The 15,233-nt window shown below is 65.7% G+C and carries 13 protein-coding genes; 12 read left to right on the top strand and 1 reads right to left on the bottom strand.

Features of this window, described 5'->3' with window-relative positions:
- Positions 1-185 precede the first annotated feature (185 nt).
- The 10 genes from KVT37_RS20285 (at position 186) to KVT37_RS20240 (ending at position 13,073) form a co-directional block, all read left to right on the top strand.
- Positions 186-4,256, top strand: a complete 4,071-nt coding sequence (locus KVT37_RS20285; RefSeq protein ID WP_217576304.1) for a Pls/PosA family non-ribosomal peptide synthetase — start codon at positions 186-188, stop codon at positions 4,254-4,256.
- Positions 4,253-4,723 carry a GNAT family N-acetyltransferase gene (locus KVT37_RS20280; RefSeq protein WP_217576302.1) on the top strand — a complete coding sequence of 157 codons (471 nt, stop codon included), beginning with the start codon at positions 4,253-4,255 and terminating at the stop codon, positions 4,721-4,723. The genes KVT37_RS20285 and KVT37_RS20280 overlap by 4 nt, the downstream gene beginning before the upstream one ends.
- A 4-nt stretch (positions 4,724-4,727) precedes the next feature.
- Complete coding sequence (locus tag KVT37_RS20275) at positions 4,728-5,384, top strand: 4'-phosphopantetheinyl transferase (protein ID WP_217576300.1); 657 nt, start codon at positions 4,728-4,730, stop codon at positions 5,382-5,384.
- Positions 5,385-5,575: 191 nt separating this feature from the next.
- The gene (locus KVT37_RS20270; protein ID WP_217576298.1) at positions 5,576-5,887 is read left to right on the top strand and encodes a helix-turn-helix domain-containing protein; all 312 of its coding nucleotides are present in this window, start codon (positions 5,576-5,578) and stop codon (positions 5,885-5,887) included.
- Positions 5,888-5,907: 20 nt separating this feature from the next.
- Positions 5,908-7,902 carry a hydrogenase 4 subunit B gene (gene hyfB / locus KVT37_RS20265; protein ID WP_217576518.1) on the top strand — a complete coding sequence of 665 codons (1,995 nt, stop codon included), beginning with the start codon at positions 5,908-5,910 and terminating at the stop codon, positions 7,900-7,902.
- On the top strand, positions 7,893-8,849 hold the full coding sequence (locus tag KVT37_RS20260) for a respiratory chain complex I subunit 1 family protein (RefSeq protein ID WP_217576296.1): 957 nt from the start codon (positions 7,893-7,895) through the stop codon (positions 8,847-8,849). Before hyfB ends, KVT37_RS20260 begins: the two co-directional genes overlap by 10 nt.
- Positions 8,849-9,511: a hydrogenase-4 component E gene (locus KVT37_RS20255; protein ID WP_140641826.1), complete on the top strand. Its 663-nt coding sequence runs from the start codon at positions 8,849-8,851 to the stop codon at positions 9,509-9,511. The genes KVT37_RS20260 and KVT37_RS20255 overlap by 1 nt, the downstream gene beginning before the upstream one ends.
- On the top strand, positions 9,508-10,959 hold the full coding sequence (locus KVT37_RS20250; protein WP_217576294.1) for a hydrogenase 4 subunit F: 1,452 nt from the start codon (positions 9,508-9,510) through the stop codon (positions 10,957-10,959). Before KVT37_RS20255 ends, KVT37_RS20250 begins: the two co-directional genes overlap by 4 nt.
- Positions 10,960-10,979: 20 nt before the next feature.
- Positions 10,980-12,497 carry an NADH-quinone oxidoreductase subunit C gene (locus KVT37_RS20245; protein WP_217576516.1) on the top strand — a complete coding sequence of 506 codons (1,518 nt, stop codon included), beginning with the start codon at positions 10,980-10,982 and terminating at the stop codon, positions 12,495-12,497.
- Positions 12,498-12,518: 21 nt separating this feature from the next.
- On the top strand, positions 12,519-13,073 hold the full coding sequence (locus KVT37_RS20240; RefSeq protein ID WP_217576292.1) for an NADH-quinone oxidoreductase subunit B family protein: 555 nt from the start codon (positions 12,519-12,521) through the stop codon (positions 13,071-13,073).
- 54 nt (positions 13,074-13,127) lie between these two features.
- Here the strand turns inward: KVT37_RS20240 and KVT37_RS20235 are convergent, their stop codons facing one another.
- Positions 13,128-14,054, bottom strand: coding sequence for a LysR family transcriptional regulator (locus tag KVT37_RS20235; protein WP_217576290.1), 927 nt, complete (start codon positions 14,052-14,054; stop codon positions 13,128-13,130).
- Between the two features lie 75 nt (positions 14,055-14,129).
- Between KVT37_RS20235 and KVT37_RS20230 the strand changes: the two genes are divergently transcribed.
- The gene (locus KVT37_RS20230; RefSeq protein WP_254634144.1) at positions 14,130-14,552 is read left to right on the top strand and encodes a nuclear transport factor 2 family protein; all 423 of its coding nucleotides are present in this window, start codon (positions 14,130-14,132) and stop codon (positions 14,550-14,552) included.
- Between the two features lie 30 nt (positions 14,553-14,582).
- Positions 14,583-15,230: a hydrolase gene (locus tag KVT37_RS20225; protein WP_217576288.1), complete on the top strand. Its 648-nt coding sequence runs from the start codon at positions 14,583-14,585 to the stop codon at positions 15,228-15,230.
- Positions 15,231-15,233 lie beyond the last annotated feature (3 nt).

The raw sequence follows: 15,233 nt of genomic DNA, 5'->3' as shown, positions 1-15,233 counted from the left end.
TCGTCACGGATCGGCCATCAGTGCGGCAGCATAGGCCTGCTTGAAGTCGGCCAGCTCCCAGTCTGACACGCCGCGGCACGATCATTTCACCGCCGCGCACAAGGCGCGCCCTGGTTAGACTTCGTTGGTTTAAGTCTTTTCATCAATCATGTATTGCGGGCGGATACGAGCCCGCGAGGTTCCCAATGTCTCTCAATGAAGCCACCAAGCCCGCCAAGCAGAATTCCCGCCAGGCCAAAGCAGCAACCGAAGCGCCGGCGCGCGAGCAGATTCTGATCGGCCCCGATTTCATCCAGAAAGGCGAGCCGCATGAGCGGCTCGACCGATTCTTCGGCGACCTGGCGAGCCGCTTCGACGCAGCCCCCGCGGTCATTTCCGGCGGCCGGCCGTGGTCGTACCGCGAACTGAACAGCCGGGCCAACCAGTTCGCCCATCTTTTGATCGAGCGCGGCGTGAAGCCTGGCGACCGGATCGGCCTTCTGCTCGACCGCTCGGCCGAAACCTATATCGCCGTGCTCGCCGTGATGAAGGCCGGAGCGGCATTCGTGCCTTTGGCCACCGCGTTTCCCGAAGATCGCATGGTGATGATCATCGAGGACGCCAACGTCACCATGGTGATCAGCGTTTCCGGCTATGCGGCGCGCGTGGCGCGTCTGCCCGTTCCGCATATCTCGATCGATTCGGCGGAGTCCGAGATCGCGCTGCAGCCGGAAACGGCGCCCTTGCCGGACGGCAGCCAGGATCAGACCTGCTACATCCTCTACACCTCGGGCACCACGGGCAAGCCAAAGGGCGTGGTCATCACGCATCAGAGTTTTTGCAACTTCATCCGCGTCGCGGCGGCGTCCTATGGCTACCAGCCGGGCGACCGCGTCTATCAGGGCATGACCATCGCCTTCGACTTCTCCTCGGAAGAGATCTGGGTGCCGTTTGCCGCGGGCGCCACCGTGGTGCCGGCGCCGGGCCAGCAGCCACTCGTGGGCGAGGAGCTGGCGAGCTTCCTGCGCGAGCACAACATCACCTGCATGGCCTGCAGCCCGACGCTGCTGTCGTCGATCGAGAGCGACGCGCCAAGCCTGCGCGCGATCCTGGTCGGCGGCGAGGCCTGCTCGCAGAAGCTGGTGACCCGCTGGGCAAAGCCGGGCCGCAAGATCCTCAACACCTATGGGCCGACCGAAGCGACGGTCACCGCGACGATGGCCTTTTTGACCCCGGACGAGCCGGTGACCATCGGCAAGCCGCTGCCCACCTATTCGATCGCCATTCTCGATCCTGAAAAGCCGGAAGTGCTCTCCGGCGATCAACTTGGCGAGGTCTGCATCGGCGGCATGGGCGTGGCGGTCGGCTACCTCAACCGGCCGGAACTCACCGAACAGCGCTTCATCAAGGATTTCATCGGCCTGCCGAACAATCCCAGCGGCCGCATCTACCGGACCGGCGACCTTGGCCGCGTCAACGACAATGGCGATATCGAATATCACGGCCGCATCGACACGCAGGTGAAGATCCGCGGCTACCGCATCGAGCTTGGCGAGATCGAGGCCGTGCTTCTGGATCAGCCGGGCATCGCGCAGGCGGCGGTCACGACCTGGGAGATCGAGCCCGAGCGCACGGAACTGGTCGGCTATTTTGCCCCCAAGAGCGGCGGCGACGGCGTGGACCGCACCGTGCTGGTGCAGGAGCTCAAGCGGCGGCTGCCCGACTATATGGTTCCGGCCTATCTGGAACAGCTGCCCGCGATCCCGATGACCGTTTCCAACAAGGTCGATTTGCGGAAGCTGCCGAAGCCGACGAGCGCCCGCGTCGCCGCCGGCCACGCGATGATCGACCCGCGCAACGAGGACGAGAAGTTCCTCGTCGACACGCTGCAGGACGTGCTGAAGTTCGAGGATATCTCGATCGAGGATCACTTCTTCGACGATCTCGGCGCGAACTCGCTGCTGATGGCCAGGTTCTGCGCGCGCATCCGTTCGCGCAAGGCCTGGTCGACGACGTCGATGCGCGACATCTACCTGCACCCGACGGTGGCGAAGCTCGCCGATTACCTGCGGGCGCCGCAGATGGCGGCGGTTGCCGCAAGCGAACCCATGCTGACGCATCGGGCCTCCAATCTTGCCATCTGGGCCACCGGCTTCGGCCAGCTGATCTTTTACGCGGCTTACTGGTATGCCGCGCTGTGGCTGATCAATGACGGCCTCAACTGGGTCTATGACGCGCTGGACGATGCGCCGGACCTCTATATGCGCTGCGTCGTTCTGTCCGCCGGCGTGTTCTTCGGCCTGAGCGGCTTCGCCATCGTCGCCAAATGGCTGCTGGTCGGCCGCTGGAAGGCCGAAACCTTTCCGATCTGGGGCTGGCGTTACTATCGCTTCTGGGTCGTGAAGACGCTGGTTCGGAGCGCCCCGGTCGTGCTGTTCCGCGGCAGCCCGCTCTACAGCCTCTATCTGCGCCTGCTCGGCGCGCGGCTCGGCAGCCGCACCGTGGTCGAGTGCAGGGCGGTTCCGGTCTGCACCGACCTGATCGCCATCGGCGACAACTCGATCCTGCGCAAGGACTCGACGATCCTCGGTTTCCGCGCGCAGGCCGGCTACATCCATACCGGACCCGTCGACATCGGCAACAACGCCTTTGTCGGCGTCGGATCGACGCTCGACATCGACACCCGCATGGGCGACGGAACACAGCTCGGCCATGCCTCGTCGCTGCATCGCGGGCAGTCGATCCCGGCCGGCGAGCGCTGGCACGGATCACCGGCGATCCCGACCGATGCGAATTACTGCACCGTCCCCAACGTGCCACTGTCCAGGGCGCGCCGCTTCATCTATGAGGCGATCCAGCTCTTCATCCTGTTCGCCATCGTCACACCGTTCCCGCTTCTGTTCCACAGCTACTGGGAAAATGTCGGCGACGACTACGACGAGACCATCGGCGTCGTGGCGATCGGCACCACGGTCACCGTGGCCGGCTTCATCATCGGCGGGGTGTTGCTGGCGGCGATCGTGCCGCGTCTCTTCAACCTCGTGCTGAAGCCCGGCCGGAACTATTCGCTCTACGGCTTCCACTACTGGCTGCAAACGATGCTGGAGCTGATCAGCAATGTGCGGCTGCTCAACGTGCTGTTCGGCGACAGCTCGGCCGTCGTCTACTATCTGCGCGCCATCGGCTGGAAGCTGAACAAGGTGGATCAGACCGGTTCGAATTTCGGCACCAACCAGCGGCACGAAAACCCGCAGCTGAGCGAGATCGGCTCGCACACGATGGTGTCCGACGGCCTGTTCATGGTCAACATGCAGAAATCGGCCAATTCCTTCCGCATCGAGCATACGCGGGTCGGCGAACGCAACTTCTTCGGCAACAACATCATCTATTCACCGGATTCCCGCGTCGGCGACAATTGCCTGCTGGGCACCAAGGTGCACGTGCCGGTGGACGGCCCGATGCGCGAGAATGTCGGGCTTCTGGGCTCGCCGCCCTTCGAGATTCCGCGCATGGTCAATCGCGACAAGGAGCTTCTCGGACTGATCTCCGACAAGGAGCGCAGCCGTCGCCTGCCGCTCAAGAACCTGCACAACCTCGTCACCGCGCTGATGTTCGTGGCCGCGCAGTGGCTGGTCCTGTTCCTGACGCTCGCCATCTGGGACCGCGCGCTCAACTACTATACCGAATGGGGGGCGACGGCGATGTTCGTGGCGGTGATGCTGACCACGGCGATCGGCATCCCGTTCTACATCTTCCTGGAGCGCGCCAGCCTCGGCTTCCGCCGGCTGAAGCCCAGGATGGCGACGATCTACGACCCGGTCTTCTGGCGGCACGAACGTCACTGGAAGCTGTCCGACTCGCCGATCATGGGTCTGTTCACCGGCACCCCGTTCCGGCCGATCATCCTGCGCATGCTGGGGGTGAAGGTCGGGCTGCGGCTCTATGACGGCGGCAGCATCATCACCGAGCGGTCGCTGGTGGAGATCGGCGACGACGTGACGCTCAACGAAGGCTGCGTGATCCAGCCGCACTCGCTGGAGGAAGGCGCGTTCAAGTCCGACTACATCCGCATCGGCAATGGCTGCACGCTGGCGCCATCCTCCTTCGTCCACTACGCGGTGGTGATGGGTGAGGGATCGGTGGCCGACGTCGACTGCTTCGTCATGAAGGGCGAGGTGCTCGAGCCGAACACGGTCTGGCGCGGCAACCCGGCGAAGCTCTATGGCGTGGTGACGCCGATCGATGCGCGCGCGATGGAAATCGGGCACGCCCCGTGACGCGTCCCGCCGGCACGAGCGGCCAGCCGGTTGCCCTGGAGCCTGTCGGCAAGGGCAACCGGGCGGCGATACGGGCGCTCGAACTGTTGCCGGAGCAGCAGGGGTTCGTCGCATCCAACGCCGAATCGCTGGCCGAGGCCCGGCAGGACGACGAGGCGATCGCCCGGGCGGTGGTCGCCGCCGGGCGCGTCGTCGGATTTCTGATGTACAGCGCGCCCGAGGACGATGACGAGGCGATCATCTATCGCTTCATGATCGACCGTCGCGAGCAGGGCAAAGGCCTTGGCCGTGCCGCCGTCGCCAAGGCGCTGGAAGAGATTGCCCGGCTCAGCCACGTCCGCCGTGTTCTGATCTGCTATGAGCCGGAGAACGAGGCGGCGCGCCGGCTTTACGCCGGCTTCGGTTTCGTCGAGCAGGGACTGGACCAAGACGACGAGATGATCGCCGTGCTCGAACTGGGCGGATAGAGCGTTGAGCACCCGGCCGCAAGGCACGTCAGCAAGCATCGAACGCGCCGTCGAGCAGGCATTGGCCGGCCTCGCGCCACCCGGCCTCAGCATCGGCTGCCGTCATATCCAAGCCGGCGACGAGCAGTATTTGCTGCCGGAGGAAAACGCCTCGATGGCCACGCGCGAACCCGGCGCGCGCGCCGCCACGGGGGCGGGCCGCAACATCGCGCACGAATTGCTGCGGCGCCTGGAGTGCGTTGATCTCTCAATATTGCGCGGCCAATCGGGAAACCCGATCTGGCCGGCCGGCATTGTCGGCTCGATCGCGCATGACGACGCGATGGCCGTGGCCGTCGCCGCGCGATCCGACTCGATCAAAAGCGTCGGCGTCGACATCGAGCCCGCCTTGCCATTGCCCCACGACCTTCTTGCCGTCGTCGCCGCGCCGCAAGACCGCCTGGGCGATCTCGACCCGAAGCTGGGCGGCCGCATCCTGTTCGCGGTCAAGGAGGCGGCCTACAAGGCGTCGTTTCCGCTCGACGGCCGCGTGCTGGGCTTTGAGGACATCGCGGTGGATGTCGGCCGCGGCGAGGCCGTCACCTCATTCGGCCGGCGCCTGACCGTGCGCTTTGCCACCTCTCCACGCATCCTGGCGCTGGCCTACTCGGCTGAGCGCTGAAGCGTCCTTCCGGACGACGGCGCTTCGGCGCCGGTCGAACAATCAGGCGCCGAGCAAGCGCCCGAGGGGCTCCGCCTTGGCTGCTGCCATCAACATAGATGTTTCAAACATCAATACTTGACGATAGAACGTTTTTATGTAGGGTAAAGCACCGAGACCTCATATCTCAGCACTGAACAAGAGAGTCGTCGGTGATAACCGCACCGCAATTGCGCGCCGCCAGATCGCTGCTCGGCATCGATCAGCGCCGGCTTGCCGAATTGTCCGGCCTGTCGGTGCCGACGATCCAGCGCATGGAAGCCAGCGGCTCGATCATCCGGGGCAATGTCGATTCGCTGATGAAGCTGATCGCCGCGCTCGAGGTGGCCGGCATCGAACTGATCGGCGAAGGCGCGGTCAGCCAGGGCGGCGGGCGCGGCGTGCGGCTGAAGGCCGGCTTCGATCCGGCCAAGACCTCCGAAGCCGACGGCAATGAGGCCGAACCCGGCGGGAGCCTGCCTTGAATTCGACGGTCGCCCTTCTCATGTGCGGCCCTGCCGCGCTTCTGGCGACAGCCCTGCTGGCCGCGGTGGTCGGCCGGCGCGCTTCAGCAACGCATCTGATCTATGGCGCGGCGCTTATCATTTCCGCCGCCCTGTTCGTGATCGCCGCCGGCCATCTCGCCCGCAATCCCGAAGCGGCGTCGGCCATCACATTGCCGCTCGGCCTGCCCTGGACGGGCGCCCGGTTCCGTCTCGACGGCCTGTCGGCGTTCTTCCTCGTCGTCGTCAATCTGGGCGGCGCCATTGCCAGCCTCTACGGTCTCGGTTACGGCCGGCACGAGGCCACACCACATCGCGTGCTGCCGTTCTACCCGGCATTCCTCGCCGGCATGAACCTCGTCGTGCTCGCGAACGACGCTTTCAGCTTCCTGTTGTCCTGGGAGTTCATGTCGCTCGCCTCCTGGGCGCTGGTCATGGCGCATCACGGCGACGAGGCCAACAGGCGGGCAGGCTATATCTACCTGGTGATGGCGAGCTTCGGCACGCTGGCCCTGCTGCTTGCCTTCGGCACGCTGGCGGGGCCGGCCGGAACCTACGTGTTCGACGCGATGCGGACGGCACATCCCGGACCGTACGCCGCCGGCGCGGTGCTCGTTCTCATGCTGCTCGGCGCCGGCTCCAAGGCCGGCCTCGTGCCGCTGCATGCCTGGCTGCCGCTTGCCCATCCGGCGGCACCCAGCCACGTCTCGGCGCTGATGAGCGGCATCATGACGAAGGTCGCCATCTACGGCTTCATCCGCGTGGTGTTCGACCTGCTTGGCGAGCCGGCATGGTGGTCGGGCGTCGCAGTGCTCCTGATCGGCGGCGTGACGGCGGTGCTCGGCATCCTCCACGCGCTGATGGAAAAGGATCTCAAGCGGCTGCTCGCCTATTCGACCATCGAGAATATAGGCGTCATATTTGCCAGTCTCGGCCTCGCGCTCGCCTTCAAGGCGAATGCCATGCCGTCGGCCGCGGCGCTGGCCTTCACCGCGGCGCTGTTCCACGTGCTGAACCACTCCTTCTTCAAGAGCCTGCTGTTCTTCGGCGCCGGCGCGGTGCTGACGGCGACCGGCGAACGCGACATGGAGAAGCTCGGCGGCCTCATCCACCGCCTGCCGGTGACCAGCTTCGTCTTCCTCGTCGGCTGCGTCTCGATCTCGGCGCTGCCGCCCTTCAACGGCTTTGCCTCCGAATGGCTGGTCTTCCAGGCCATCTTGCGCAGTCCCGAGCTGCCGCAATGGGGACTGAAGGTCATCGTGCCCGCGGTCGGCGGCATGCTGGCGCTGGCGGCAGCCTTGGCCGCGGCCTGCTTCGTCAAGGCATTCGGCATCACCTTCCTCGGCCGGGCGCGGTCGGCGGCGGTGGAGCGCGCGCATGAGGTCGACCGCTGGTCGCTGGCGGCGATGGCGGTGCTTGCCGTCTTCTGCCTGCTTGCCGGCATTGTGCCCGGCTTCGTCCTCGACGGCCTGTCGCCGGTGACGCTTTCGCTCGTCGGCGACCGCATGCCGGTGCAGATGGCCGAGCCCTGGCTGTCGATCGTGCCGATCGCCGAGAGCCGCAGCTCCTATAACGGCCTCTTGGTCTTCGCCTTCATCGCCATTTCGGCGTCGCTCGCGGCCTTCTTCATCCACCGCTTCGCCTCGCATGCCGTGCGCCGGGGCATCGCATGGGGCTGCGGCTTCGCGGATGCGGTGCCGGCCGCGCAATACACGGCCGCGAGCTTCGCGCAGCCCATCCGCCGCGTCTTCGGCAGCTTCGCCTTCCGCGCTCGCGAAACGGTGGACATGCCGGCGCCAGGCTCCCTCGACCCGGCCCGCATCAAGGTGGATATGCATGACGTGGCCTGGGAGATCTTCTACCAGCCGATCACCGGCGCGATCGATTTCGCCACCGAGCGGTTGAACCACCTGCAGTTCCTGACCATCCGCCGCTACCTGACGCTGGTTTTTCTTTACCTCGTCATCCTGCTCCTGGTGCTTGCGCTATGGCCGTGATCCTGGAGCTCGCGGTGCAGGGCGCGCAGATGTTTTCGGTGCTGTTGCTGGCGCCGCTTCTGATCGGCTTCGTGCGCAAGGTGAAGGCGAGGCTGGTGAGGCGGCAGGGGCCTTCCGTGATCCAGCCCTATCGCGATCTCGTCAGGCTGATGCGCAAGGAGGTCGTGCTGGCGGACAATGCGTCCTGGCTGTTCCGGGTGACGCCCTATCTGATCTTTGCCGCCACCTGGGTTGCGGCAGCGCTCGTGCCGACCTTCGCCACCGGCCTCGAGTTCAGCTGGGCCGCCGACCTCATCGTCATCGTGGCGCTGCTCGGCAGCGCGCGCTTCTTCCAGGCGCTGGCCGGAATGGATGTCGGCACCAGCTTCGGCGGCATCGGCGCCAGCCGCGAGGTGATGATCGCGTCGCTCGCCGAACCGGCGATGCTGCTCATCGTCTTCAGCCTGGCGCTGGTCGCAGGCGCCACGCAGCTTTCGACGGTCGCCGCCTTCATGGGCTCGCCCGAGGTGGGGTTGCGGGTGTCGCTCGGCATGTCGCTGATCGCCCTGGTGATGGTGGCGATCGCCGAGAATGCGCGCATTCCGGTCGACAATCCGGCCACGCATCTGGAACTCACCATGGTGCATGAGGCGATGATCCTGGAATATTCCGGCCGGCATCTGGCGATGATCGAGCTCGCCAGCTTCCTCAAGCTACTGCTCTACATGTCGCTGATCTCCTGCGTCTTCCTGCCCTGGGGGCTGGGGAGCGCGGGAACGGGTGCGAAATCGCTGGCCATCGGCGCCGCCGCCTATCTCGGCAAGCTCGCGGTGCTCGCCATCCTGCTTGCCGTGTTCGAGACCGCGGTCGCCAAGATGCGTGTCTTCCGCGTGCCGGATTTCCTGGGTGCTGCGCTGATGCTGGCGCTGCTCGGCACGCTTTTGCTGTTCGTGTCGCGGAGCCTGTGATGAACGGTCTCACCTTCGACATCGCCCATCTGCTCGCCGGCAGCCTGGTGCTGATCTCCTTCATGATGCTCTACCAGGACAGGCTGTTCGCGCTGATCAACGTCTTTGCGCTGCACGCGGTGGTGCTGGCGCTGTCGGTCGCCTGGCAGGCCTATATCCAGGACGCGCATCATCTCTACATCACCGCGGCAATAGCGCTGGTGTTCAAGGCCATCGTCATCCCCGTCGGGCTGCATCGCATCATCCAGCGGCTCGGCATCCACCGCGACATCGAAACCGCCGTCGGCATCGGCCCGACCATGCTTGCCGGCATCGGGCTGGTGACGCTCTCCATGGTGCTGATGCTGCGGGTGACGCCCGAGGCCGACCCGCTCGCCCGCGAGGATCTCGCCTTCGCGCTGTCGATCATTTTGCTGGGGCTGCTGGTGATGGTCACGAGGCGCAACGCCGTCAGCCAGGTCGTCGGCTTCATGTCGCTGGAAAACGGCCTGGTGCTGGCCGCCACCGGCGCCAAGGGCATGCCGCTGGTCGTCGAGATCAGCGTCGCCTTCTCGATCCTGATCGCCTTCATCGTTATCGGCGTCTTCCTGTTCCGCATCCGGGAGCGGTTCGATTCGGTCGATGTCGGCGCGCTCGACGACTACCGGGGAGAACGCCGGTGAGCGGGTTTTCCTTCGACGCCGTGGCCGCGATCCTTTTCATCCCGGCCGCCGCCGCAGCCATCCTGGCGGCGTTGCCGAACTACAAGATGACGGCCATGGTGAACGTCATCGCCAGCCTGCTCACCTTGCTCGCGGCGCTGTCGCTGTTCGTCACCGAGCGGCCGGCGCCGGGGCAATATCTCATCGTCGACGACCTCAATATCGTCTTCATCGTGCTCAACACATTCGTCGGCTTCACCACCAGCGTGTTCAGCGCCTCCTACATCGCGCATGAGCTGGAGACCGGGCGGCTGACCGCGCCGAACCTGCGGTTCTACCACGCCATGTACCAGATCATGATGTTCGGCATGAACCTCGCCTTCGTGTCGAACAATATCGGGCTGATGTGGGTCGCGGTGGAACTCGCCACGCTCACCACCGTGCTGATGGTCGGCATCTACCGCACGCATGAGGCGCTGGAGGCGGCCTGGAAATACTTCATCCTCGGCAGCGTCGGCATCGCGCTCGCCTTGTTCGGCACCATCCTGGTCTACATGGCCGCGCAGCCGGTCGTCGGCGAGGGCACCAACGCCATGGTCTGGTCGGTGCTGATCGAGAAGGCGGCGCATTTCGACCCCGCGCTCCTCAGCGTCGCCTTCATCTTCCTGCTACTTGGCTACGGCACCAAGGTCGGCCTTGCCCCCTTGCATGCCTGGCTGCCCGACGCGCACGCCGAAGGTCCGACGCCGATCTCGGCGGTGCTGTCGGGCCTGCTGCTCAACGTCGCGCTTTACGCCGTGCTGCGCTTCAAACTGCTGCTCGCGGCGAGCCCGCAGGCGATCGGGCCCGGGCCGCTGATGGTCACGATGGGGCTGACTTCACTGATCTTCGCCGCCTTCATGCTCTACCGGCGCCGCGACATCAAACGCCTGTTCGCCTATTCCTCGATCGAGCATATGGGCATCATCGTCTTTGCCTTCGGCATGGGCGGGCCGCTCGCCAACTTCGCCGGCCTGCTGCACATGGTCATGCACAGCCTGACCAAGTCAGCGATCTTCTTCGCCGTCGGCCACATCGCGCAGGTCAAGGGCACGCAGAAGATCTCCGAGATCAGGGGCCTGACCGAAAGCCATCCCGGGCTTGGCTGGGCGCTGGTGATCGGCGTCGTCGCCATCGCCGGCCTGCCGCCGCTCGGCATCTTCATGAGCGAGTTCCTGGTCGTCAGCTCGACCTTCGCCAGATATCCGTGGCTGGCGATCCCGCTGGTGTTCGGGCTGCTGATCGCCTTCGGCGCGCTGCTCTTGCGGCTGACCGGGCTCGCCTTCGGCGATCCGCGCGGCGGCATGGCCCCGGTCGAGGCGTCATACGTGCCGATGTATTCGCACCTCGCTCTGGTGTTTGCGGCCGGCATCTACCTGCCGGCGCCGCTGGTGGCGTGGTTCCAGCACGTCGCCGGCATCCTGGGGTGACGCGCATGATCCGGAAGAACATGCCAGCGCTCGCCGATCTCATCGAAGCCGACCGTCAGGTCGAGCATCACGCACCCTGGCCGCGCGCCGTGGTGGCCCCGAAGCTCTGGAACCTCGCCGTCGAGCAGCTCGCCAACGGCCGCTGGAACCTGCTCGGCCTGTGGGGGGAGCCGGACAAGGTTCACATGGCGCTTCTGGACGAGGCGCTGGACATCGGCGTCATCAGCCTGGATTGCCGCGGCGGCCGCTACCCGTCGGTCGGCCAGCATCATCCGCCGGCTCTGCGATTGGAACGCGCCGCGGCGGATCTTTTCGGGCTGGCGCCGCAAGGCCTTCCCGATACACGGCGCTGGCTCGACCATGGCCAATGGGACGTCAGCCACCCGCTGGCGGCGCGGCCCGGCGGGCCGCCAGCCGCCGCCTCCTACCGGTTCCTGGTGGCCGAAGGCGAAAGCCTCCACCAGATCGCGGTCGGGCCGGTGCATGCCGGCATCATCGAGCCGGGACATTTCCGCTTCACGGCCGGCGGCGAAACGGTGGTGCGGCTGGAAGAGCGGCTGGGCTATGTGCACAAGGGCATCGAGGGCCTGATGGCGGGAGCGGCGATCGATCGTGCCGCGAAGCTGGCGGGCAGGACCTCCGGCGACAGCACGGTCGCCTATTCGCTGGCCTTCGCCCGCGCGGTGGAGGCGGCGCTCGGCGTCACACCACCGCCGCGCGCGACATGGCTGCGCGCGCTGATGGCGGAGCTGGAGCGCCTTGCCAATCACCTCGGCGACATCGGCGCCATCTGCAACGACGCCGCTTTCGCGATCATGCACGCGCATTGCGGCGTGCTGCGCGAACGCGCGCTGCGCGCCGCCGACGCGGCCTTTGGCCATCGCCTGATGCGTGACCGCATCCTGCCCGGCGGCACGGCAAGCGATCTGAACGAAGCTGGCGCAGATGCCATCCGGTCGCTGGTCGCGGAGATCAGGCGGCGCTTCCCGCATCTGGTCGAGCTCTACGACAACACAGCCTCGCTGCAGGACCGCACGGTGGCGACGGGGCGGCTCAAGGTCGAGCTTGCCCGGCAATATGCCGCCGGCGGCTATGTCGGACGCGCCTCGGGCCGCGATTTCGATGCGCGGCGCACGCCGGGCTATGCGCCCTACGATCAGTTGACCTTCGATGTGCCGGTGCTGCAGGAGGGCGATGTCAACGCGCGCGTCTGGATCCGCGTGCGGGAGGTCGAGCAGAGCCTGTCGCTGGTCGAACAGATTCTGGGGCGGCTGCCCGCCGGCCCGATCCACATCGACCTCGCCGTGGCGGGTAGTGCCGCGCCGCGCGAAGGCATGGCACTGGTCGAGGGTTTTCGCGGCGACATACTCGCCTGGCTGCGCATCGGCGAGGACGGCACGATCGAGCGCTGCCACCTGCGCGACCCGTCATGGTTCCAGTGGCCGCTGCTGGAAGCGGCGATCGAGGGCAACATCGTCGCCGACTTCCCGCTCTGCAACAAATCGTTCAACTGCTCCTATTCCGGCCACGATCTCTAAGCTGGTCGAAGGCACACCGTCATGCGAAAACTCCTCTTCGAAAGCCTGATCCGCCCGCCCTTGACCGAACGCGCGCCGCAGGTCAGCGATGCGGCGGTCGACGAGCTGGCGCGCGCGCTCGACGGCATGGCGCGCAGGAAGCTCGGCCGGAGCCTGTCGATCCGCGCGGTCGATGCCGGTTCCTGCAATGGATGCGAGCTCGAGATGCATGCGCTCAACAACGCCTTCTACGACATCGAGCGCTTCGGCTTCCACTTCGTCGCCTCGCCGCGCCATGCCGACGTGCTTTTGGTCACCGGGCCGGTCACCAAGAACATGCGCGAGGCGCTGAAGCGGACCTTTGACGCGACGCCCAATCCGAAATGGGTGGTCGCGCTTGGCGACTGCGCCAAGGACGGCGGCTGCTTTGCCGGCAGCTATGCGGTCGTCGGCGGCGTGTCGGACGTGGTGCCGGTCGACCTGCACATTCCGGGATGCCCGCCGCCGCCGATCGAGATCCTCAAGGGATTGATCGCGCTGCTCGACGGCGCGAATGGGAATGCGCGTAAATCTCAGGCCGGAACCGCCCGGGCTTGAACGGGCAGGGCTGAGGGCGCAAAGCGGGCGGCCCCCAGGGCGGTTGCCGCGCAATCATCCATCCGCTGAAAACCGGTGCGCTAGGTTCTGTTCGCGGAACGCGGCGGACACATGATCGACAAAAGCGCGGGTCTTGGCGGGCAGCAATTTCTGGCTGGCGAAGTAAAGCGATATCGCGCCGAGGTCGGCATGCCAATCCGGCAGGAGGCGTAGCAGCGCACCGCTTTCGAGGTGCCGCTCCACATATGGCACGGCGATCATCGCCACTCCCAGACCCATCAGGGCCGCACGGCATATCGCCTCGGGATCGTTGGCCACCATGCGCGCCTTGTGTTCCAGCGTCGTTTCGGCGCCTTCGCGGTTGCGCATCCGCCAGACGCGTACACGACCCGTGTGCGCCGAGCGCATCGAGATTCCGTCCAGCATGGCCAGCTCGTGAGGTTGCCGCGGCGGCTGGCGGCCCCGCAAATAGTCCGGCGAGGCGACCGCGATGACATGCAGTGGCGCCAGCCGCCGGGCTATCACACCGGACGCCAGTTCCATGCCGCCGCCGATAGCGGCATCGTAGCCCTCGCTTATCAAATCGACCTGACGGTTCTCGAAGCTCCAGTCCAACTGGACATCGGGATAGCGCTTCATGAAGGCCGGCAGCAAAGGCAGCACATGGTCCAGCCCGAAGGTCAAAGCCATGCTCACCTTGAGCACGCCGGCGGGCTTGCCGGCCTGCGTCGTCACGCCGGCAATGGCCGACTGGATGGATTCGACCCCATCGGTGACCGACACCAGGAAACGCTCGCCGTCCTCGGTCAGGGTCAGGCTGCGGCTGCTGCGCTGAAACAAGCGAATGCCCAGGTTGCGTTCGAGCATCGCCACGTTGCGGCTGATCGCGGCTGGCGTCACGCCCAGCCGCCGGGCCGCCGCGGAAAAGCTCCCACACTCGGCGCTTCGGATGAAGGATTCCAGGTTGGCCAGCGTTTCCATCCGGCGATCTTAAACGAACAGTTGAAGCTGGTTCCAGTCATCAATGACTAATCGAAGCAGAATCCGGAATTATTTATGGGCCTCAAGGTGCCCCAACACGAGGCCGTGGCAATGTCCATCCCAGCGGAAGCTTCCATCGACTACGATCGCCTCATGCAGGCAAACCTGAAGCGGGTGTTTGGCGAACGCGACGCCGGACGGCGCCTCGCGGCGATCCGCGAGCTTTATGCCACAGACGCCGTTCTCAATGAGCCGCAAGCCGCGGCTACGGGCCACGCCGCCATAAATGGAGCGGTGACGGCACTCCTGTCGAACCTGCCCCCGACGTTCGCCTTCTCCGCAATCGGCCCGGCCGTCGGCCATCACGGCGTCGGCCGGCTTCGCTGGCAGTCCGGGCCACCGAACGGTCCCGTCGCGGTCAGCGGAACCGATGTCGCGCAGTTCCAAGGCGACCTCATCCAGACCCTGCACGTCTTTCTCGATCCACCCGCCGCCTGAGCACCACTCAGCGTTCTCCAAGGAGTTTCCATGCCCAAGACAGGTCTTGACGCCTTGCTTCGCCCCGAAGACAGCATCCTCGTGCTGATCGACCATCAGCCATACCAGTTCACCAATCTCAACAGCCACGAGCCGACGATGATCGTCAACAACGTCATCGGCTTGGCCAAGACCGCGAAGGTCTTCAATGTGCCGACCGTGCTGACCACAGTGATCGAGGAGCGCGGCGGTTATCTGATCAAGGGGCTCCAGGACGTCTTTCCAGAGCAGAAGCCGATCAACCGCACTTTCATCAACACTTGGGAAGACCCGAACGTCACCAGCATCGTCAGGAAGAGTGGCCGCAAACAACTCGTGCTGGCTGCGCTGTGGACCGAGATATGCCTTGCCATGCCGACGATCCAAGCGCTCGGCGAGGGCTACGACGTCTTTGTGGTTACCGACGCCTCCGGCGGCGTTTCGGCGGAAGCCCATGACATGGCCGTGCGACGCATGGCCGCCGCAGGTGCGGTGCCGATCACCTGGCTGGCCGTCATGGCCGAATGGCAGCGTGACTGGGCAAGGGAAAAGACCGCGGCCGCGCTCGCGGGTGTGCTCGCCGAACATGGCGGCGCCAGCGGCGTCGCCTTCGCCTGGGAAATGCAGCTTCTCGGCGGGCATGCCGGATCGGGTCGCTAGAGC

Origin of the sequence: Mesorhizobium sp. GbtcB19, assembly GCF_019091085.1 — a bacterium.
Lineage (GTDB): Bacteria > Pseudomonadota > Alphaproteobacteria > Rhizobiales > Rhizobiaceae > Mesorhizobium.
This window is presented reverse-complemented; position numbering and strand designations above follow the sequence as displayed.